The organism is Flagellimonas marinaquae (assembly GCF_003992675.1).
In the GTDB taxonomy this organism is placed as follows: Bacteria; Bacteroidota; Bacteroidia; order Flavobacteriales; family Flavobacteriaceae; genus Flagellimonas; species Flagellimonas marinaquae.
Genome location: NZ_RZMZ01000007.1, coordinates 229532 through 251927 on the forward strand (window position 1 = coordinate 229532; position 22396 = coordinate 251927).

Consider the following 22396-nt stretch of genomic DNA (forward strand, 5'->3'; position numbering starts at 1 on the left):
ATGATGATTGCGCTTTAATTGCCTTTTGTTTTCGGGATTTGGGCAAAAAATCTATAATTAATTGGAAAGGCCCAGTGCTTTGGCTATAGTTTTTCGAGTATCATCGTAGCCCCCTTCTTTGGTCTTCTGCGACCATTTGGAGTAACTGGATGCAAATGTGTTCTCGTTGATTTGGGAACCATCGAAGGAAAATCTTTTTTGAACCAATCTGGAAAGTGAGTCTCTCGATTTCATTCCCATACCTTGAATACCCCCTTCAATTATATGATCTAAAAATGAAAAAAGAAATCTAAGATTCCCAGATTGCTTATTCTTCGGCACTTCTCTGATTACTATCCTATGTTTGGAAGGCAAATGATTTGTCAAAAGCTCTAAATTTTCAATATCGGATTCATCAAACCCAAAATATTCTTTGTCGATTTTTTTAAATGATAGCTCTATAAATGAGAAGCCTTCTACATCGGCATTTGCCATTTCTTTGGCCTTGAACCACCCAATTACCACCACAAGGACCAAGATAAAAAGCAGTACTACTAAAAGATAGCTTGCAATAATCTGTGTCCAGTAATAATCATCATGGGCAATGATAAAAAAGGTGGTCAGTGGTAATAACCCAAAAAGGATTATGACAAGGGAGGAGAGTTGATTTAGAGAAAGGTGGTTGAGCCAGGAATTAGTCCTTTTGAGCATGGACCGTTGTCCGTGTATCCACATTGCCAACATATTCCCTAACTTTTCCATATTCTAAGATAAGAACAAATGTATTTTTTTGGGTTTTTCACACTATTTAGTGTTCGTTTAAAAAAAGGAGACAACCTCAAATCGATTGAGATACTCATTTCTGATAACATTGCCCTGGAGCTACAGCGATTTAGGTTAGTAAGGTTCTTTATAGTCAGAACTATGGTAAGGTTTTCACGCCCAGACCACTTTACCATTTTTTAACCAAAAATGACTCCTGCATTTTTTTGTTCTCCAGATTGAAGGATAAATCGAAAATCGCTTTTTATTAAAGTATATTTTCCAACTTGGCTTACAATCTTCAATCAGGTTTAGCATTATTGTGCCCCCGCAACCGCAGGGACACTTAAATAACGCATACCAATAATCTTCAACATGAGCATTACCTTCTATATAAACTATGTCGTTCTGTGGATTCTTTGGCAGCTCAGAAACAATTCTGTATGAAAAAATCTTATGCCCAAACCCAAACAGGTTAAGAAACCAATTTATCATCTTCCTCATTGACATAAATTATTAATTCAGGTTCGATATTTCCCATGCCTATATTATTGATTACAGATTTGGAGTTACTTTGTTTCTCGGGCCATGTGTTTATATCCCAGTCAGAAAAATTTATCGAGGTTTGAGAAAAACTACGATTGTCTTTATATCTAAAAGGATGTATTCTTCCTAACATCTCATTTACACCAAAAGAAGCACAGGCCATATTGATGCTAATGACCGCGGGGCTTTCAACTTCTATATTGTTGAAATACGCTCTTCTCTTTTCATATTCACTAGGCGAAACCCTCTTCATACTTTCCGCCGCTAATTGTTCCGATGTAAAGACCTTTCTTTCTAAGAGCGTTTCTGACCCGGGGGAAACATAGTGAATATTTCCGTTAATGGAATCTATTCCTCCTAGCCCATCTGCTACTAATTTTACACCTATATCAATCAACGGCACTAAGTAGTATGTAGAAATCATATTCAAATAGTGCCTGCCTTCAACAGAATCAACGCAACCAAATACAAAATCACAACTAGCTAAAGAATCTATAGCTGCTCTGCTTTCTTGAAGCAATACAGGATGAGTTATAACCTTAGTTTCTAACCCCATAGCTTGAATATGCTCTTTGAGAACATCTACTTTGAGCTTTTTCAAATCCGCATCAGCAGAAGTGGAACCCAATATCCTGTTGAGATTTTTGCTCTCCACTGAATCCGAATCAATCAGTACAAGTGCTCCAACACCCAATCTTGCCAATTGCTCAATTACTGGACTCCCGGTTCCCGAACAGCCAACAACTCCAACCTTTAAACCTTTGAGCAATTCTGTCGTCTTAGAACCAAACGCTTGTTGATTTCTTACGAAAGCTTCATTAGTTTCGCCTATTTGAACATTCCTGCGGTATTCTTTCAGCGTACTCCCTATCACAGAAATTCTAGGTAAGTCAAAAAAATCAAGGTTACCCCCAATTACTCGGCCTTTCATCGAACCGTCTGGATACATGACGATACTTGCATGAGGCAAATCAGTATTTGACCAACCATATACGGCTTCAAAAAAAGACTTGTCAGAGACATCATCCAGTTCAGAAAAGTCGGAGTTAGCAACAAAATGGGAATGTATCTTAACAATTGCAAAACCTTTTTCCGCTTTCTCAAGAAGATGTTCAATATGTTCAGTTTTCCAACTAACATAATTTACATCTCTTTCACAATTTTCATAGGGCATAAGAAAAACCTCGTGGGCAAGCAGCAAATTATCTTCATTGTGGTTTAAGCGGCCACAAACTACAAATGCAAGAGCTTCCAAACCATCTCCACAATGGAGATGGTTCTTCAACTCTTGGCACATCTTATCTGTTATTTTAAAATGTACCATATCAATCAACGTTTATCAAATTCCGCAATTAAACAACTTACCATTAAATCAACATGAGATTCAATATTGTCAATTTCTGGATTCCATTTGTTGGCCGCCGTACGGTGCCTAGACCATCGTTGATACCTTTTACCTTCAATTGATTGATTAGATAGCGCTCCAATTGGAGCGCTATCTTTTCTTGCCAACGGTGGATAAAAGTACATCATGTCCAACCTAGTGGTAGGGTAATGGGGTGGCAATAGGATGGCCAAATCAGCCGTTTCTACATTATATCCTTTAGGAATCTTGAACTCTCTAAAGATTATCCATCTTTTATTACCTTCAACAATGGTGTCAATGATATACGGAGATGATTTTAAATATTGGAAATCCTCCTCTGGCAACTTAAATGGATTATCAGAGATAAAGCCCTCGGTGCAATCTAAGGGTTCAGCAACAAACCTTTCTACCCCACATTCGGTAAGGTCAATTATTTGGTCTGGCTTTATAATTACCTTTCCTTTCTTAGTAAACATCCTTAATCTGTGAGACTTTGGATTTTTATTTGCTAAGGCAAGGATTTCAGCACCGGTAAGCTTCTCCTTTTCCACCTTATATTTATCCCCGTTTATTTTCAAGAGATACTGAAAGGTAATAATTGGAGTGGACCCCTCGCAGAAGCAATTCTCTAAATCAATAACCTCTTGTTCGTATGGTAGAATGATAAATCTTTCAATACCGCAATCGGTTAAATCAACTTTGATTAAGGGGCCAATTTCAACTTTACCCTTTTTTACAACCATTCTAATAAAATGGGTTTCAGAAGAGGTTCCTGCAAGTTCATGCAAGTCGTTGCCTGTTATTACTTGCTTTCTTGTTGAGTATTCTTTTTCATTGATTCTGAAGGAATACTCGTAGGCTATTTCTGGCTTTACACCATTACAATAGCACTCATGTAAATCGACTTTTTTATTTTTTAGAGTCATTTTACTATCGTTTTAAGTTAAAAACATTTTTTAGCTACGATAATGAAGACCCATTCACACTCCAAACATCTTGTTTGTTGTTAGAGGGATTTGGCAATCTAGTAGCTATAGATTACCCGTTTATCCGAATGAAAAACAAATAGTAAGGCGACTTAAATACTTTAAAAATTATTGAATAATCAGGCAGAAAAAGCAACCATTTGGTATTTTAAAGAAGAATGCATACCTTTGCAGTGAACAAAATCAAAGGTTTACTCGGGTTCGCAGCCCTTGTAAATTCAAACTTTTAAGACCAAAATCAGGTAGTTTTCTGCCTGATTTTTTTGTTTCAGACAACCTGAACTTTGTCAAAGATAACAAATATAATTAAATGTGAAAATTGAATATAACCAAAATGGTAAAACATAAAAATCATATTTAACCATATAAGTAAAAAACATAAAATTATTTGCGAATTTTACCAAAAAGGTTATATTTACAATATAGATTCCATATCCCAAAGCAAAGATTTCTGACGATATAATTTTCAATAGATTATTATCTATTGTAATGATGTGAATACTTGCAACATACTTCAAACAAGCTTTATGACTAACAAGACCATTGATGATTTTCAAACCCCAGGTCAAGCTTTAAAATATTTTTTGTCTTCTTACGAGTGGACTCAGGATGATTTAGCCCACATATTAACCATTTCATTAAAACACACCAACGAAATAATTAAGGACAAAAAGCCCATATCAATTGATATTGCAAGGTTACTTGAAAAGGTATTTGACTGGAAAGCTTATGAGTGGATAATGTTAGACACGAATTATCAGCTTTCAAAAAAGATTGAAGAAACTAAGGAGCAATTAGTTGAACGCCAAGTTGAAGTATATAAATATCTTCCAATTAATGAATTGTTGAAAAAAGGTTGGTTAAAGCCATACGATAGTATTGAAGGTTTAAACAAACAATTACACTCATTTTGGAATGTTCCAAAAAACAAACAACTAGATTTCTCTATTTTAGAGTCCAATAAGATTAATATAGAATATAGGAAATCTGATGCTTACAAAAATCCAACTAATGAAATAAATGCTAGGGCTTGGTATCAAATGGCCCTTAATCATTCACAAAGGCTAAATGTTTGCCCATATGATAAGAATGGTTTGGAAGAACTACTGTCCAAACTTCACACTTATACCATTTTGAAAAATGGAATTAGCAAATTCTTGAATGACCTAGGAAAAGTTGGAGTTAAATTTGTTTTTCTTTCTCACTTATCAAAAACTTACTTGGATGGTGCTGCTTTTGCATCAGAAACTGGACCAGTTATTACTTTGACAGGAAGGTATGACCGAGTTGATAATTTTTGGTTTAATATGGCCCATGAAGCATCTCACGTGCTACTTCATTTACCTAAAAAGAACCATAATAATATGGTTTTCATGGATGATTCCACAAGTAGCATAACTTCAAAAAAAGAAAAAGAGGCAAATGAAATGGCTGAAAAGGTTTTATTGCAAGATGAGATTTTAGAGTTTTTTGATGAGTATATTGGATACATAACAGAAGAAAAGGTCACGGAGTTTTCTCTTTCAAAAAAAATTCATCCATCAATAGTAGTAGGTATCTTAGCCTTTAATGAAAAAGTATCTTATTCTACACTGCATAGATTTAAAGAGTCTGTTAGAGATAAAATACCCAATAAATACAGGGCCGAAAAAGCGTAGGTGTTTTAATGAACCTCCTCAAAATTTACATACATGTACTACCATACAAAACCTGTGTTGTAGCCTACCCCCTTTAGAACATCACTATAATCGTAAAGCTATCATTAAGAATTATAGGTTTTGAGGAAAAGTTCTTATGCTTTAATCACAAAAATACTCAACCAATGGATTAAGAGGTTTTAACTTATACTTCTAGATTTTATAATGGTAAAGTGTAGCTGACAAGGAATTAAATAGCTGTTTTGAAATGTTGTACCTATGTTGTACCCATATAAAAAAGAAAAACCTCCCAATTGCTTGAAAGGTTTATCTTTGTTGAGGTGGTCCCACCTGGGCTCGAACCAGGGACCCCCTGATTATGAGTCAGGTGCTCTAACCAACTGAGCTATAGGACCGCATTTTGCGGATGCAATATTAGTGTTTATTTTTCTACAGCGCAAGATTTTCCCCGCTAGCCCTCTTTTATTTCTTGGCATAGCTCCACCAAAACGCCATTCGTACCCTTGGGGTGCAAAAAAGCCACCAGCTTGTTGTCAGCCCCTTTCTTGGGCGTTTCGTTCAAAACCACAAAGCCTTCTCCCTTCAATCGCTCCAGTTCCGATACAATATCTTCCACCGCAAAAGCAATATGATGAATGCCTTCCCCTTTTTTCTCCACAAACTTGGCAATGGGACTATCGGGTTTTGTGGCCTCCAACAATTCAATTTTATTGGGGCCCGATTTAAAAAAAGAGGTCTTTACCCCTTCCGAGACCACTTCTTCCACTTTATAGTGCGGTACACCAAAAAGTTTGGCAAACAGGGCGTTGGAAGCCTCCAAATCCTTTACAGCGATTCCGATGTGTTCAATTTTGTCCATACAAGTATCCATATCTTTAAAATACGCAGCTTTTTTCAAAATTACGCACTGTAAATGGTTAATCCTGTGACGTTAGTCATTAATTCGCTTATTTTTGCAGTATGGAGGAAACACAAAGACAGAAAAAAATAGCGGGAATCATTCAAAAAGATTTGGCCGATATCCTGCAACGTGCCGCTACCGATGGTGGTCTTAAGGGAACTTTGATCTCTGTGTCCAAGGTTTCCGTCACCGTAGACTTGTCCTTGGCCAAAGTATATGTGAGCATTTTTCCGAACAAAGGCGCAAAAGAGCTGTTGGCAGGTATCAAAGAAAGCCAGGTGGCCATCCGTTATGAACTGGCGCAACGTACCAAACACCAACTACGGCGCGTGCCGGAACTGAATTTTTATCTGGACGATTCGCTGGAGTACATCGAAAAAATCGAGAAATCCCTTAAGCGAGAAGAGAACCCTATCGAGAACAGGGACTTGCTCGACAAACGCAAGAAATCCTGATTTTGAACTTTCCCTTTTATATCGCAAAGCGTTACTTACGTTCCAAAAGCAGCCAAAATGCGGTAAACATTATCAATTTCATCACTTTTTTGGTGATTGTGATCGGTTCCGCGGCACTTTTTATCGTGCTTTCCGCATTTGCAGGACTCCGAACATTCAGCCTTTCTTTTTCTAACACCTTTGATCCCGACCTAAAAGCTTCGCCGACCCTCGGGAAACATTTTACCGTTTCCGCAGATGAAGAATTGGCCCTTGCCAAAATCGAGGGACTGGCCAACTATGCCAAAGAATTGGAGGAGCGGGCCTACCTTACCTATAAAGAGAAAAGTACCATTGCCTATATTAAGGGAGTGGATGAAAACTACCGAGCTGTTACGGGGGTCGATAGCACCTTGATTTTTGGGAATTGGGGTTCAGATCTCTACAACGGTGTTATCGGTATTGGTATCTATAATTTGCTTGGCGTTCCCATGAACAACCGAACGGCCATGGAGGTCCTAGTGCCCAAACCGGGCGAGGGCTCCTTTTCTCAACAAGGCCTCAATGCCAAGCCGTATGATGATCTGGCCCTGGTGGTGAGCGGCGTATATGCCGTAGAGGAAAGCCTAGATAAAAAATATGTGTTTGCCCAACTCCCCATCGTACAACAACTATTGCAAAAGGACAGTGCAGAGGTTTCCGGCATCAATTTTAAATTGATGGAAAAAGCCTCTGCCGACGATGTCCGAAATGCCATTGCGGATGTGTTGGGCGATAAAGTGTCCATTTTAACGCGTAGGGAGCAGAACACCTCGCTCTACCGGATGTTGAACACCGAAAATTTAGCCACCTATTTGATTTTTACGCTTGTACTAATCATAGCCCTGTTCAATGTGGTCGGAGCCATTATCATGATGATTTTGGACAAACAACAGAACTCCAAAACGCTGTACAGTTTGGGTACTACCATAAAAGAATTACGCCGTATCTATTTTATCCAAGGGATATTGGTCACGTCGTTTGGTGGATTCATCGGGGTGTTGATCGGTATGTTGCTGATCGGTTCCCAATTGGCATTCGGATGGTTAAAGATTACACCGACCCTGGCTTATCCCGTAGAGTTCAATGTCGTTAACGTGTTGATTGTTATCGGAACGATTATGGTATTGGGCTTTATCTCCTCAAAAATCGCGAGCAGCCGAATCAACGAAAAATTGATTTCCGCTTAAGCAAACTGGAAATCGCCGAACTTCTCCTCTACCTCATCAAAAGCGGCAAAAACATCGGCAGCATCATCACTGGTCACCATTTTCATGCGGTATTCCTTAAAGTGTGGAATGCCCTTAAAATAATTGGTGTAGTGCCTTCGGGTTTCAAAAACACCTAGTTTTTCCCCTTTCCAATCTATGGCCATTTGTAAGTGCCTGCGGGCGGCATCCACCCGTTCCTGCATGGAGGGAGGTGCCAAATGCTCCCCTGTTTTAAAGTAGTGTTTCACCTCATTGAAGAACCAAGGATAGCCAATGCTTGCCCTGCCGATCATGGCTCCATCCAATCCAAATTCGTCGCGCATTTTCACTGCGGCTTCGGGCGTATCCACGTCCCCGTTGCCAAATACCGGAATATGCATCCGTTGGTTGTTCTTTACATCGGCAATGGGTTTCCAATCAGCTTCGCCCTTGTACATCTGCACACGGGTACGTCCGTGAATGGAAATGGCCTTTATCCCAACATCCTGTAAGCGCTCTGCCACCTCAACAATTTTGATGGAATTGTTGTCCCAACCCAAGCGTGTTTTCACGGTAACGGGCAATTGGGTGCGCTTCACAATTTCTTCGGTGAGCTTGACCATCAAAGGAATGTCGCGCAAAATACCGGCTCCTGCATTTTTGCAGACCACCTTTTTTACGGGACAGCCAAAATTGATGTCGATGATGTCGGGGTTTGATTTTTCCACAATATCCACCGCCTGAAGCATCGAATCCAATTCAGCACCAAAAATTTGGATACCTACCGGCCGCTCTTTTTCGTAAATGTCCAGTTTGATGACACTTTTGGCAGCATCCCTGATCAATCCTTCCGAAGAGATAAACTCCGTATAGACCACATCGGCACCCTGCTCCTTGCACAATTTTCGAAAAGGAGGGTCACTCACATCTTCCATCGGAGCTAGAAGAAGCGGAAAATCAGGAAGTTCTATGTTTCCAATTTTTGGCAAATCCGTTGTTTTTTGGACTGCAAAAGTACAAAATAGCTGACAAAACCAAAGCTAGTTCTGCGATTGTAGTCGGTCACGTTCATTTTTATCAATGCCCCTTTCGTTGTCCTCTAATCTAAAGTTCCCAAAATTATAGGTAAATCCAAAGCGGATAAACTGCGTTTCGGGGCGTCTGCGGTAAAAATTGTCCTGATTGAGGTATTGCGAACGATAGGTGGGCACATACTGCTCCAAGATATCTTCCGCGGCAAGTGAAAGTACTATCTTATTGTCGAACAAGGTTTTGCGAAGGCCAAGTGTCAAATTAAATTGTTCGTCGGACACGTAAGAGCCAAAGAGAAATTGTGATACGTAGGTGGCAGCGACTTCTCCGGTAAACGTTCCGTCCTTGGAGAGGGTCAAGTAGTTGCCCAAATAGGCATAGACCCCGTTGACCTCGTTGGTAAAGGGTACATTGCCGCTTTCCTCGGCCAAGAACGTTTCCTCTTCATGGAACAGGGAAGTATAGGCATACAAGAACCACGGATTCAAAATGGACTTGCTCAAGGTGAAGTCCAGCCCGTAGGATTTACTTTCCAGCACGTTCTGCTTCAGCTCTACCAAAGTTTGATTGTCATTGTCCTGAAACACCAAATAGGCGATGTTCCGGCCATTATCACGATAATACACATCAAAGAAATACTCGCTGTTGAGCGTGTAGTTGAAGTTAAAGTTATTGCTAAAACTTGGCCTCAGCCCTGGATTTCCTTCCTCAAAGTCGTTTTCGTTGTAAAAAAACCGGAAGGGGTTCAGATCGTCGTATTTGGGTCGGTTGATATTTCGTCCGTAATCAAACGAAAAGCTATGCTTGTCCGAAGGCGAATAGAGGACGTACAGGGAAGGGAAGGGCTCAAAAAAGTCCTGTGTGTTCACCTGATCTAAGGTCTCCGAAATACCTTTGGCTTTTGTCAACTCTCCGCGTACTCCCAACTTCATGGACCATTTTTCCCAATTCTTCACAAAGCTCATGTAGGCCGCATAAACTTTCTCGTCGTAGGTATACTCGTCCGATAGGGACGCATCAACTGTATTGCTCGAACCGTTGAAATTGAAAAAATCGAGATTGTTTTCGGAATATATGGACGAATATTTCACCCCAGATTCAAAAGATGCATTTCCAATGGGTGTGGAGTAGTCTACTTGCCCCGTAAAGATTTGAATGTTTTGGTCGGTTTCCGAATCAAAGCCAAAATCCCTTAAAAAATTGCCGTCCGCATCAAAATAATCGGAGGCCAATCGCTGGAACGTCTCCCCGTTAAAATAGGTGTAGTGCCCATTGGCGAGGATTTGGGCGCCGGGCTTTTTTAATTTGTGCACATAGGTAAGGTCAAAGGCCAAGTTGGTATGGTCCATATTGGCATTGTTCTGTGTGGTAAAGGTGGAATCCAATTGGGCCTGTGCGTTTCTAATTTCGTTGGAAAGCAAGGTTTGCTGCTCTTGGTCCAGATTGAACAATAGATTGGAGGTCACATTGAGACTATTGCGGTCATCAAAATCATAATCCAGGATAAAACTGGCATTTTGGGATTGCGACCGGTCCGTTTGATTGTAATCCGTATCCCAAACGGAAAATATCGAATTGGTATCATCAATAAAATTGATGCCCTTTTTGGTTTTATTGACTCTTTTTTGCGGGTTGATGGTATAGTTGGCAAACAGATTGAGCTTGTCCGTTTTATAATAATGACTGGTCCCGATACTGTACTTGGGGAATACCGCCTGTGTGAAGGTTCCGTTCACACTGCCCTTGTAGCCTGGGATAATGTTCTTGCTGGTGACGATATTCAGAATTGGCCCACCCTCGGCATCATAACGGGCAGGGGGGTTGGAAATTACTTCCACCGATTTGATGTTGTTTCCCGAAAGCCCCTGTAGCAAATCCTGCACTTCCTGTCCCGAAAGCTGTACTTTTCTGTCGTTGAGGTACACGGTGGCATTTTGGCCCCGTATCATTAAATTATCCTGATTGACGATAACGCCCGGCGTATTTTTAAGAATATCCCACGAGGTTCCTTGCGAAACCACGGTGTTTTCCACAGAAAAGACCAGTCTGTCCGGTAACCGTTGGAGTTTTGGCCGCTGTGCCGTGACCACCACCTCATCCAATTCATTGCTCTCCATGGGAATGATCAGGGCTCCAAGGGATAAGTCCTTTTTAATGTCCAATGCTCTGGGTTCGGAACCCCGACCTACATAACTTGCTTGCAAAAGATATAGATTCGGCTCCACTTCCAAAAGTTCAAAAAAGCCTTCCTCATTGGCTGAACTTCCCTGAACAAAGGTGGAATCTGTGGCCTTCAACAGCAAAATATTGGCATAAGGAATCACCTGATTCTGCTCGTCCACCACCTTTCCTGTAATCTTAAAGGTTTGGCCGTATGTGCCACTTATGGGTAAAAGCACCAATAAAAGAATGGTGGCGAGGTTCTTCATTAGAGGTTTGGGTTGAACCTCAAATCTAAGAAATTATTTTTGAGCGAAATAGCTGCTGATTTTCTTATTGATAAAAAACACTTTATGGGTATTTAAAACAATTATATTTGCAGTTGATAAAGTCCCTTTTTTAGGGTATGTTATTGTTGTTATGGAGAAGATTAGGAATTTTTGCATCATTGCACATATTGATCACGGTAAAAGTACCTTGGCAGATCGCTTGTTGGACTTTACCGGTTCGGTGACCGAACGCGAAAAGCAAGACCAGTTGCTGGACAGCATGGACCTAGAGCGTGAGCGCGGTATTACCATTAAAAGTCACGCCATTCAAATGGATTATGTCCATAATGGCGAAAAATATGTGCTCAATCTGATCGATACTCCCGGACACGTCGATTTCTCATACGAAGTTTCACGATCCATTGCTGCCTGCGAAGGAGCGCTTTTGGTGGTTGACGCCGCTCAGAGCATTCAAGCACAGACGATTTCCAACCTATATTTGGCGCTGGAAAACGACTTGGAGATTATCCCTGTGCTCAATAAAGTGGACCTTCCCAGCGCAAACCCAGAAGAAGTTACCGATGATATTGTGGACCTATTGGGCTGTAAGCCCGAAGAGGTCATTCCCGCTAGTGCAAAAACAGGATTGGGTATTCAAGAAATCCTAACAGCGATCATAGATCGTATTCCGCCTCCGAAAGGAAACCGTGACGAGCCTTTACAAGCGCTTGTTTTTGATTCCGTTTATAATCCATTTCGAGGGGTTGAGACCTACTTTAGGATAATGAACGGGGAAATCACAAAGGGACAAAAAATCAAGTTTGTGGCAACGGGAAAATCCTACGAAGCAGACGAAATAGGCACTCTTAAACTCACCCAGCACCCCAAAAACAAGATTTCTACGGGAGATGTAGGTTATCTAATCACCGGAATAAAAGATGCACGCGAGGTAAAAGTGGGCGATACCATTACCGATTCGGCCAACCCCACCAAAAACCCGATCAGTGGTTTTGAGGATGTAAAGCCGATGGTATTTGCCGGTATCTACCCCGTGGATACGGAAGATTTTGAAGACTTGCGATCCTCTATGGAAAAATTGCAGCTGAATGATGCTTCGCTGGTCTTTACCCCAGAAAGCAGTGCTGCTCTGGGCTTCGGTTTTAGATGCGGTTTCTTGGGCATGTTGCACATGGAAATCATTCAAGAGCGTTTGGAGCGTGAGTTCGATATGACCGTGATCACCACGGTGCCCAACGTAAGCTACCACGCCTACACCACCAAAGGTGATGAAAAGCCCATTATCGTAAACAACCCATCCGACCTTCCCGACCCGTCGACCATTGATCGGGTGGAGGAACCCTATATTAAGGCGACCATTATCACCAAGGCCGATTTTGTGGGTAATGTGATGTCGCTCTGTATCGAAAAACGAGGGCAAATCGTTAACCAAACCTATTTGACCACCGAGCGGGTCGAGTTGATTTTTGATATGCCTTTGGCTGAAATCGTTTTTGATTTTTATGACCGTTTAAAGACGGTTTCCAAAGGATATGCCTCTTTTGACTATTCGCCCATTGGCATGCGCACCTCCAAATTGGTTCGTGTGGACATCCTGTTGAATGCACAACCTGTTGATGCACTTTCTGCCTTGGTTCACTTTGACAACGCCTACCACATTGGTAAAAAAATGTGCGAAAAACTGAAGGAACTGATTCCGAGACAACAGTTCGATATCCCGATCCAGGCCGCCATCGGCTCCAAGATCATTTCTAGGGAAACCATCAAAGCCTTGAGAAAGGACGTGACCGCAAAGTGTTACGGAGGGGATATTTCGCGGAAACGTAAGCTTTTGGAAAAGCAGAAAAAGGGTAAAAAGCGGATGCGCCAAGTGGGCAATGTGGAAATACCACAGCAAGCCTTTATGGCCGTTCTTAAATTGAACGATTAGTCCTCTGTAGGTTCTTCTACATCTTCTTCCTCGGTTTCCAATATTTTACCCAGGTATACCAGCTTGTACCCATCTCCTTTTGGCGTAAAATCCTTGCTGTTTGCAGGGATGATTTCTATGCTGCCATCAGGTGATTTGGTAAATAAGGGCACAATATCCCGTTCTTCATAGGTAATATCGATAAGCTTGTCGTAATGTTCCTTATCCTCCAATTCGATTTCATGGATGGTAGGATGTTTGCGAACCGTGTCCATTAATTGGATAAAGTCATCCGTGTGCGAAAACAGCCCTTCCTTGGGATTGTTGTCAGGGTCGTTCACCTCCTCGGTGTTGACCAAACGGAAAGCTCCGTTCTCACCAAATTGTTTTTGGAATTTTTTGATGGCAAATTTGTTGATGTCCGAATTGCCGGTCAATGCCATCAAATAGCCCATGTCGTTCAATTCGATGTTGTCCGTTAGGCTATCGGAAAAAATATTGGCCGTTATGGCTTCCAATCCTAGTTTTTTGGCCTTGTCCACATTGTTTTGGTTGTTATCGATCAAAACGACGTGCCTGTTGTTCTTTCTGAGATAGTTCCCTATCAATCGGGATAATCTAGAGGCCCCGATAATCAATATACCTTCGGATTTCTTCAAAAATACCCCTACTAATTTGGCAAATACACGTGCCGTGGTTGCATTCAACAATACTGTTCCCAACACGATCATAAACACCAATGGGGTAATATACTCAGCACCAGGCTCTCCGCGTAGCATCAGTTTTGAACCAAAAAGTGAAGCGATACCGGCAGCGACGATTCCTCGAGGTCCCACCCAACCGATAAAAAGTTTTTCGTTGAATTTTAAATTGGACCCCTGTGAACTCAGGAACACCCCTATCGGCCTTATGAGAAAAACGATGATTGCAAAAAGGATGACCGTGTTCCAATTGTAGATCAACTCCATATCGCTGACATTGATGTTGGCCGCCAACAGGATAAAAAGTATGGAAATTAAAAGTACGCTCAATGATTCCTTAAAGTAGAGCAGCTCTTTAAGGTTTGGTAGGTTCATGTTGCCCATGACCATACCCATGACCACAACGGCCAACAATCCCGATTCATGTGCAAATAAATCCGATTCCACATACACCAAAAGCACTGTGGACAAGGAGACCACGTTCAACAAATAATGTGGAATAAAATCCCTTTTTATAGCGAAGGCCAGTGCGTGTGCAAAGGTGAACCCGAAGGTGGTCCCAAAAAGGATAATCTTTCCAAACTCGATCAAAGCGGTCTGGGTAAAAGCTTGCCCCTCTCCCACACTGATAAACTCGAACACCAATACGGCAACCAAGGCACCTATGGGGTCGATCAGGATTCCCTCCCATTTTAAAACGGCTGAGACATCTTTTTTTAAGGGAATGTTCCTTAAAATGGGTGTGATTACGGTCGGGCCTGTCACAATGATCAACCCCGAGAACAAAAAGGAAATCTGCCAAGAGAGCCCAAATGTGTAATGTGCCGCAACACCTGCCCCAAAAAAGGTGACAATGGTGCCAACAGTAATCAATTTGGTGATTACCGGGCCCACATTGGATATTTCAGCTCTCTTGAGCGTTAGGCCCCCTTCAAAAAGGATAACACTAATCGCCAGCGAGACAAAAGAATAAAGCCCTTCTCCCGGGAACAACCCTTTTTCGCCGTTCCAGATAGGTTCTATTAGTTTTGATCCGTCTTCCGTATATAGTGTGGCAATGGGTCCCACCAACAACCCTATCAATATCAAGGGTAAAATTGCCGGCAATTTGAATCGCCAAGCCACCCATTGTGCAATAATACCAAGAATTATGATTCCTGCAAGTTCGAGCATGGTCTTAGTTTTGTGGAAATTTACTGCTTTTCTTTTAGATATTCCCCCTTTCGGCTACGCTCAAGTATTTCGAACTGCCAATCGTGTAAACAATTTAAACGCTATACCGTTTTTACACTTTGCTGGTCGCTTTTTTGTTAAATTACGGCCAATATCTCCTTATTTTTTCGGCATTTGGGGCGTGCTTTTCTTATTTTGCAGCCCATTTTACTTTCAGAATGACAATTTATCCCATTGAGACCGGTAATTTTAAGTTGGATGGCGGGGCCATGTTCGGTGTTGTGCCCAAATCCATTTGGAACAGGACCAATCCTGCCGACCAAAACAATATGATCGATCTTGCTGCCCGATGCCTTTTGATTGAGGATGGCGATCGGCTAATTTTGATCGATAATGGCCTTGGCAACAAACAATCGGAAAAGTTTTTTAGCTATTACTATCTCTGGGGAGATCATACTTTGGACAAATCTTTGGAAAAAGCAGGGTTCCACCGCGATGATGTTACCGATGTTTTTTTGACCCACCTGCATTTTGATCACTGTGGAGGCAGTATCCAATGGAACAAGGACCGAACGGGTTATGAGCCCGCCTTTAAAAATGCCAAATTTTGGACCAATAAGGACCACTGGGAATGGGCCACAAAACCCAATGCACGTGAAAAGGCCTCTTTTTTAAAAGAGAACCTTTTGCCCATACAGGAGAGCGGACAGCTCCATTTTGTGGACCGAAATGATAGTTCATTCGTAGAAAAATCCGAACTCGGATTTGGCATTCACTTTGTGGATGGGCATACGGACAAGCAAATGTTACCGCACCTCCAATATCAGGGTAAATCCCTTGTTTTTGTCGCCGATTTGATTCCAACCGTCGGACATATCCCGCTGCCCTATGTCATGGGATACGATACCCGTCCGTTGTTGACATTAGAGGAGAAAAACCAATTTTTGAATCAAGCGGTTGAAAATGACTGGTTGTTGCTTTTTGAGCACGATGCCCATAATCAAATCTGCTCCTTGAAGCAAACAGAAAAAGGTGCGCGTTTGGACCAGATCTATACTTACCAAGAATTATTCAATACACCATAACACTCATTTATTTCAAAAACATTTATGAATTGCACATATAACAAACTATCGATCCTTACGCTTTCCGCAGCTCTTTTTTTGGTGGGTTGTGGATCTACCACCCTGGTATCCACGCCTGTGGAGAACATCGATGCCGTTCCGCTAAAGATTTCAGAGCTTACCGAAGCAGAGAAAAAACATTGGGGGCACCTCGATCTTATCCAAGATACCATTCCCGGCATGAGCGTAGACCGGGCCTACAGTGAAATCATCAAAAACAAAAAAGGAAAAACCGTGGTGGTCGCCGTTTTGGACTCTGGAATGGATCTGGATCACGAAGACCTAAAAACTGTCCTTTGGACCAATTCCGATGAAATTCCCAACAACGGAAAAGACGATGACGGCAATGGTTATGTAGATGACATTCACGGATACAATTTTCTTGGCGACTCCTATAACGAGCAATTGGAATATGTTCGGATGCTTCGCTTGAATATTGGGGATGCTTCACAGAGAGCAGAGGCCAGACTTCTTTTGGACAAAAAATATCCAGAAGCCGTTCAGAACAAACAACAGTACGAACAAATTTTCCAAGTGGTAAAAGGAGCCGACCAACTCGTCAAGGACGAACTGGGCAAAGACACCTATACCAAGGAGGATTTGCTTTCCATAGAGCCCAAAACGGCCCAAATGGAACAAAGTGTTGCCGTGTTGACGCAGATGTTCACCTACGGAGATAGTATTTCCGAGGTGTTGGACGAGCTTGAAGAAGGGATTACCTATTTTACGGAGCAAGTCAATTATAATCTCAATAAAGACTTTAATGGTAGGACCCCTGTTGGCGATGATCCCTACGATATTACCGATGTGCCTTATGGAAATGGGAACCCAAACAATATGGTGGAGACCGAAAGCCATGGAACGCATGTGGCTGGAATCATTGCCGCACAGCGCAACAACGGAATCGGTGTGGATGGTGTAGCCAAAAATGTAGAGCTTATGAGCATCCGTGCGGTACCAAACGGTGACGAATACGATAAGGACATTGCTTTGGGTATCCGATACGCGGTGGACAATGGTGCTTCCATCATCAACTGTAGTTTTGGAAAATCCTTTTCCCCAAAAGCAGAATGGGTCTATGAGGCCATAAAATACGCCGCCTCCAAGGATGTATTGATTGTTCATGCTGCCGGTAACGATGGTGAGGACTTGGAACTGCCAGAAAACAGAAATTATCCCAATGACGATATGGACACGGAAACGGAGTTTGTGGACAATTTGATTACCGTAGGTGCCTTGACCAGTAGTTATGGTTCCGAAATGATCGCTTCTTTTTCCAACTATGGAAGTCAACGTGTGGACGTTTTTGCTCCTGGCGCAGAGATTTATTCCACCATGCCCAATAGTGCATATGAATTTCAGGGAGGAACTTCCATGGCAGCACCTGCTGTGGCCGGTGTAGCTGCGTTGATTCGCTCCTATTATCCAGACCTATCGGCTTCACAAGTAAAAAACATTATCATGGAATCCGGTCTAAGGACCAAAACATCTGTGATTGTTGCCGGTGACGAAACCAAAGCCACGATTTTTGATAAAATCTCCAGATCGGGCAAAATGGTGAATGCCTACAATGCCTTAATTTTAGCGAACAACGTGTCAAACGGAAAAATGACCTTGGACAGTAATTCAAAATAGTATATGAAACGTTTACGATTATTCTTTTTTTCAGCCTTTTTAGGTAGCAGTCTTTTTTTAAGTGCCCAAAATGTGGGCTACTGGCAACAACACGTAGATTACACCATGGATGTGGAAATGGATGTGGAAACCTACCAGTACAAAGGGACCCAAAAATTGGTCTACACCAATAACTCCCCCGATCAGCTGGACCGTGTTTTCTATCATTTGTACTACAATGCCTTTCAGCCTGGTAGCGAAATGGACATTAGGCTGCAAAACATCAAAGACCCCGATAAAAGAATGATGGAAGATGGCAAGAGCCGAATTGCTTCGCTTTCCGAAAGTGAAATGGGCTATCTGCACGCTACATCCCTCACCCAAGACGGAAAACCCGTTACTTTTATGGAAGAAGGGACCATTTTGGTGGTGGATTTGGCACAACCCATCCCTCCCGGCGGAAAAACTACTTTTGATATGACTTTTGAAGGTCAGGTTCCGTTGCAAATCAGACGTTCTGGAAGAAACAGCAGGGAAAATGTAGCGCTATCCATGAGCCAATGGTATCCCAAACTTTCCGAATATGATTTTGAGGGGTGGCATCCCAACCCTTACATTGCCCGTGAGTTCCATGGGGTTTGGGGCGATTTTGATGTCAAAATTACCTTGGACAAGGACTATACTGTAGGAGGTACGGGCTATCTTCAAAATCCCCAAGAAATCGGTCACGGCTATGAAGCCCCCGGTACCAAGGTGAAGACCAAAGGAAAAACATTGACCTGGCACTTTAAAGCCCCAAATGTCCATGACTTTATGTGGGGGGCCGACCCAGAGTACATTCACGATACTTATGAAATGGAAGATGGTCCTACCTTACATTTCTTTTATAAGGACAATCCAGAGTTCAATGAAAACTGGAAAAACCTTCAGCCCAAAACTGCTGCGGCCATGAAGTTTTTTAGCGACAACGTTGGGAAATACCCCTACGAACAGTACTCGGTGGTGCAAGGAGGCGATGGCGGTATGGAATATGCCATGAGCACCTTGATTACCGGTGAACGTGAATTTGGCAGCTTGGTTGGGGTAATGGTGCACGAAATGGCGCACTCTTGGTTCCAGCACGTACTAGCTACCAATGAGTCTGAACACGAATGGATGGATGAAGGTTTCACTTCGTTCATCAGTAGTTTGTGTATGAACCAGATAATGGAACAGAACAAGGAAAATCCGTTTGAAGGTTCTTATAGAGGGTATTACGCTTTGGTAAACTCTGGCCTCGAAATGCCTCAAGCCACACACGCGGACAGATATACCACTAATTTTGCCTATGGCGTTTCGGCTTATAGCAAAGGATCTATCTTCCTTTCTCAGTTAGGCTATGTAATCGGTCAAGACAAGCTCATGGAGACCATTCAAAAATACTTTGAGGACTTCAAGTTCAAGCACCCTGTGCCCAACGACATCAAAAGGACCGCAGAAAAAGTATCGGGAATGGAGCTCAATTGGTACCTTAAAGATTGGACGCAGACTACCAATACCATTGATTATGGAATCAAAAGTGTGGAAGCCGATGGTGAAGGCACCAAAGTGACCATGGAACGCATTGGCGAAATGCCCATGCCGTTGGATATTTTGGTGGTGGGCAAGGACGGAACCCAACAGACTCTTTATGTTCCGTTGCGTATGATGTTTGGAGAAAAGGACAACCCATACCCTAACTTAAAGCGCACTGTTTTGGAGGATTGGCCATGGGCATATCCTACCTATGAGTTTACCTTGGACATGCCATTGGACAACGTACAGGCCATTATGATCGACCCATCCCAACTGATGGCCGATGTTAATGGAGAAAACAACGTTTACCAAGCAGAGGAGTAAGGGGCTCTCGAAGATAAGATTTGCAAAGGGCGGCCATTGTGCCGCCCTTTTTTTTTGAATTATCATGAAAAACTGTCCCCTCGAGGGGACCTTAGGGGTGTTACTTGACCAATTATTCTTGATATATTTAGGTTACTTCGTATGAAAAACAAGATTATTCCATATAACCCTGCGTTAAAAGAATTTGCAAGGCAACTGCGTAAAAACAGTACGCTCTCCGAGGTTCTTCTTTGGGAAAAACTAAAGCAACGTTCAATGGGGGTTCAATTTCATCGACAGGTTCCTTTACTTGAGTATATTGTTGATTTTTATTGCCATGAATTACAGCTTGCCATAGAAATTGACGGGGTATCGCACGATTTCAAATATGACAAGGACCAACAAAGAGAGCATCAACTAGAAAAAGTCGGCGTACATTTGCTCAGGTTGCAGGATCAGGAAGTTAAAAACAATATGTTCAGTGTTTTGATGAGCATAAAAGAAACGATAGCTCAAATGCAATACAAAGACCCTAATTTGAATGCAGAAAAAACACCCCTAAAGTCCCCTCAAGGGGACAATTCCTTCCCCAAAAAGGAAAAGCTCACCAATAGAACCGTTTTTGAAAAGCTTTTTTCCGAAGGAAAAACTTTGCGAGCGTTTCCCATCAAACTGATATATCTCAACACATCTTTTACCGATAACGTGCCCATAAAAGTGGCCGTGGTCGCCCCAAAGAAAAAATTTAAAAAAGCCATGGAACGCAACCGTATCAAACGGCTGTTACGAGAGGCTTACAGGCTCAACAAACCCCTCATTTTTAACAACATTGAGGGAAATTATGCGTTCATATTTTTATACCTTGGCAGGAAAGACCCCGATTTTGAGCAGGTCGAAACTGCTATGAAAACGCTATTAAAGGCATTTGTAAACAAAGAATTCCATGAAAAGATTGATTAAGAAGCAGCTGTTGATTCCCGTGTTGGCCGTAGTCGTTTTGGTGGGTGCCAGCAGTTTTAAGAGCGACTTTTTTGAAATTGCCAAACAAATAGAAATCTTTACCACGCTCTTTAAGGAACTCAACATGAACTATGTGGACGAGACCAATCCAGCTGCGCTGATGGATTCCGCCATAAAGAATATGCTGGAAGAGCTAGATCCCTATACCCAGTTTTTGAACGAACAGGATGTGGAGTCCTACCGAATCAATAATGCTGGGGAATATTCCGGTATTGGGGCCTTGGTGCGGACCAGTGATCGGAAATTGGTCATTGTTGAAACCTACAAAGGGTACGCAGCAGACAAAGCTGGGCTAAAAGCTGGAGATGAAATAATTAAAATTGGCGAGACGAACGTTGCCGATTTCGACGACAATGCTGGCGAACTGCTCAAAGGCGCCAACAACTCCACGGTCGATGTTACTTTTCTTAGACAAGGACAAACGCAAACGGCCACCATTACCCGCGAAGGAGTAGAGGTCGATGCGGTTCCCTTTTATGATATGATCGACGAAAAAACAGGGTATATTGTGTTGTCCCGATTCAATCGTAAGGCATCCAAACAAACACAATCCGCCATGCAAGACCTTAAGGGGAGAGGAGCGGAGCGCCTAATCTTAGACCTCAGGGGAAATCCCGGTGGCCTGCTTTCGGAAGCCATTAATGTGACCAATCTTTTTGTGCCCAAGGGCGAACTCATCGTGACCACCAAATCCAAGGTCAAAAAATTCAATCAAGAATACCGAACCAAAAACCAGCCAGAGGATGAGGAAATTCCACTAGTAGTGCTCGTGGATGGTAAAAGTGCCTCGGCCAGTGAAATTGTTTCGGGCGGACTACAGGATTTGGACCGGGCCGTAATCGTGGGAGCCCAAAGCTTTGGAAAAGGATTGGTACAACGCCCATTGAAACTGACCTACGGAACACAGTTAAAAGTGACCATCTCCAGATACTACACACCTTCCGGAAGATGCATACAGTCCTTGGATTATTGGAACCGTGATAAAGAGGGCAATGCCGTTCGTAACACGGAATTCAATGAATTTACCACTAGGAACGGCCGTAAAGTTTGGGATGGTGGGGGCATCATGCCCGATGTGACCATAGAGTCCCTAAAAACCAATTCCCTTATTGATGCTTTGGAGCAAAACCAGCTTGTTTTTGATTTTGCTACGGACTATTTCTATAGCCACGATTTTAGTTCTGTGGACAATTTCCGTTTCTCAGATAGTGATTATTCGGAATTCAAAAGCTTTGTAAAATCGGAAAACTTTACTTTCCAGACCGAAACGGAAAAGATTTTGGAAGAATCCATCAATACCGACGATACGTTATTGGGGTCCGAAGTCCAGGAAAAATACAAAGATCTACTCATAGCGGTTAACCGTGGTAAAATTTCGGCCTTGGACAGCTATCAAAAAGAAATCACCAAAAAGCTGGAGGATGAAATCATCACCCGATATTTTTATCGCGAAGGTCTCTACAAATATTATCTTGACCACGACGATGCCATCTTAACAGCCAAAGAGCTTTTGTCCGACTCCCAAAAATATGCGAGTATTTTGAGGTAGATTTTTAGGGAAATGGCAGCTCTTAAAATGCCATCCGTCAATTCAAAACCGTCATCCGTCAATTCAAAAGCATCAACCGTCAATTAGGGGGGCAAACTTATTTCCATGC

Annotated in this window: 17 protein-coding genes and 1 tRNA gene; 9 read left to right on the forward strand and 9 right to left on the reverse strand. The window is 42.2% G+C overall.

Annotation, left to right across the window (positions count from 1 at the left end; translation table 11 throughout):
* Nucleotides 1-57: 57 nt before the first annotated feature.
* The 4 genes from EO130_RS04550 to EO130_RS04560 form a co-directional block, all read right to left on the reverse strand.
* Nucleotides 58-741, reverse strand: coding sequence for a hypothetical protein (locus EO130_RS04550; protein WP_127140341.1), 684 nt, complete (start codon nt 739-741; stop codon nt 58-60).
* Nucleotides 742-915: 174 nt separating this feature from the next.
* Nucleotides 916-1251 carry a ubiquitination-like system serine protease family protein gene (locus EO130_RS15715; protein ID WP_417935510.1) on the reverse strand — a complete coding sequence of 112 codons (336 nt, stop codon included), beginning with the start codon at nt 1249-1251 and terminating at the stop codon, nt 916-918.
* A complete protein-coding gene (locus tag EO130_RS04555; protein WP_127140342.1) occupies nt 1217-2611 on the reverse strand; it encodes a HesA/MoeB/ThiF family protein in 1395 nt (464 codons plus the stop codon). Before EO130_RS04555 ends, EO130_RS15715 begins: the two co-directional genes overlap by 35 nt.
* Nucleotides 2612-2616: 5 nt before the next feature.
* A complete protein-coding gene (locus tag EO130_RS04560; RefSeq protein ID WP_127140343.1) occupies nt 2617-3579 on the reverse strand; it encodes a multiubiquitin domain-containing protein in 963 nt (320 codons plus the stop codon).
* Nucleotides 3580-4166: 587 nt separating this feature from the next.
* Between EO130_RS04560 and EO130_RS04565 the strand changes: the two genes are divergently transcribed.
* Nucleotides 4167-5297: an XRE family transcriptional regulator gene (locus tag EO130_RS04565; protein ID WP_127140344.1), complete on the forward strand. Its 1131-nt coding sequence runs from the start codon at nt 4167-4169 to the stop codon at nt 5295-5297.
* A 321-nt stretch (nt 5298-5618) separates the two neighbouring features.
* On the opposite strand, the gene EO130_RS04570 is transcribed toward EO130_RS04565, so the two are convergent.
* Nucleotides 5619-5692: transfer RNA gene (locus EO130_RS04570), tRNA-Ile, on the reverse strand.
* Nucleotides 5693-5748: 56 nt separating this feature from the next.
* Entirely contained in the window at nt 5749-6156 is a 408-nt protein-coding gene (mce, locus tag EO130_RS04575) for a methylmalonyl-CoA epimerase (RefSeq protein ID WP_127140345.1), read from the reverse strand.
* A 101-nt stretch (nt 6157-6257) separates the two neighbouring features.
* Here mce and rbfA point away from each other — a divergent pair, with 101 nt between their 5' ends.
* Nucleotides 6258-6653, forward strand: a complete 396-nt coding sequence (gene rbfA, locus EO130_RS04580) for a 30S ribosome-binding factor RbfA (protein WP_127140346.1) — start codon at nt 6258-6260, stop codon at nt 6651-6653.
* A 2-nt stretch (nt 6654-6655) separates the two neighbouring features.
* Entirely contained in the window at nt 6656-7861 is a 1206-nt protein-coding gene (locus tag EO130_RS04585; RefSeq protein ID WP_127140347.1) for an ABC transporter permease, read from the forward strand.
* On the opposite strand, the gene dusB is transcribed toward EO130_RS04585, so the two are convergent.
* Together dusB and EO130_RS04595 are read right to left on the reverse strand one after the other, a co-directional pair.
* Nucleotides 7858-8850: a tRNA dihydrouridine synthase DusB gene (gene dusB, locus EO130_RS04590; protein WP_127140348.1), complete on the reverse strand. Its 993-nt coding sequence runs from the start codon at nt 8848-8850 to the stop codon at nt 7858-7860. The genes EO130_RS04585 and dusB overlap by 4 nt on opposite strands.
* Nucleotides 8851-8901: 51 nt before the next feature.
* Nucleotides 8902-11322 (reverse strand): TonB-dependent receptor, encoded by a 2421-nt coding sequence (locus EO130_RS04595; RefSeq protein ID WP_127140349.1) that lies wholly within the window; start codon nt 11320-11322, stop codon nt 8902-8904.
* A gap of 151 nt (nt 11323-11473) precedes the next feature.
* On the opposite strand from EO130_RS04595, the gene lepA reads away from it, so the two are divergent.
* Nucleotides 11474-13270 (forward strand): translation elongation factor 4, encoded by a 1797-nt coding sequence (gene lepA / locus EO130_RS04600; protein WP_127140350.1) that lies wholly within the window; start codon nt 11474-11476, stop codon nt 13268-13270.
* Here the strand turns inward: lepA and EO130_RS04605 are convergent.
* The gene (locus EO130_RS04605; protein WP_127140351.1) at nt 13267-15123 is read right to left on the reverse strand and encodes a cation:proton antiporter; all 1857 of its coding nucleotides are present in this window, start codon (nt 15121-15123) and stop codon (nt 13267-13269) included. The genes lepA and EO130_RS04605 overlap by 4 nt on opposite strands.
* Before the next feature lie 218 nt (nt 15124-15341).
* Between EO130_RS04605 and EO130_RS04610 the strand changes: the two genes are divergently transcribed.
* From EO130_RS04610 to EO130_RS04630, 5 genes are all read left to right on the forward strand, one after another.
* On the forward strand, nt 15342-16208 hold the full coding sequence (locus EO130_RS04610; RefSeq protein WP_127140352.1) for an MBL fold metallo-hydrolase: 867 nt from the start codon (nt 15342-15344) through the stop codon (nt 16206-16208).
* Nucleotides 16209-16232: 24 nt separating this feature from the next.
* Complete coding sequence (locus tag EO130_RS04615) at nt 16233-17882, forward strand: S8 family peptidase (RefSeq protein WP_127140353.1); 1650 nt, start codon at nt 16233-16235, stop codon at nt 17880-17882.
* Between the two features lie 3 nt (nt 17883-17885).
* Entirely contained in the window at nt 17886-19739 is a 1854-nt protein-coding gene (locus tag EO130_RS04620) for a M1 family metallopeptidase (RefSeq protein ID WP_127140354.1), read from the forward strand.
* 141 nt (nt 19740-19880) lie between these two features.
* On the forward strand, nt 19881-20678 hold the full coding sequence (rnpA, locus tag EO130_RS04625; RefSeq protein ID WP_127140355.1) for a ribonuclease P protein component: 798 nt from the start codon (nt 19881-19883) through the stop codon (nt 20676-20678).
* Nucleotides 20662-22287 (forward strand): S41 family peptidase, encoded by a 1626-nt coding sequence (locus tag EO130_RS04630; RefSeq protein ID WP_127140356.1) that lies wholly within the window; start codon nt 20662-20664, stop codon nt 22285-22287. The genes rnpA and EO130_RS04630 overlap by 17 nt, the downstream gene beginning before the upstream one ends.
* Nucleotides 22288-22396: the final 109 nt, after the last annotated feature.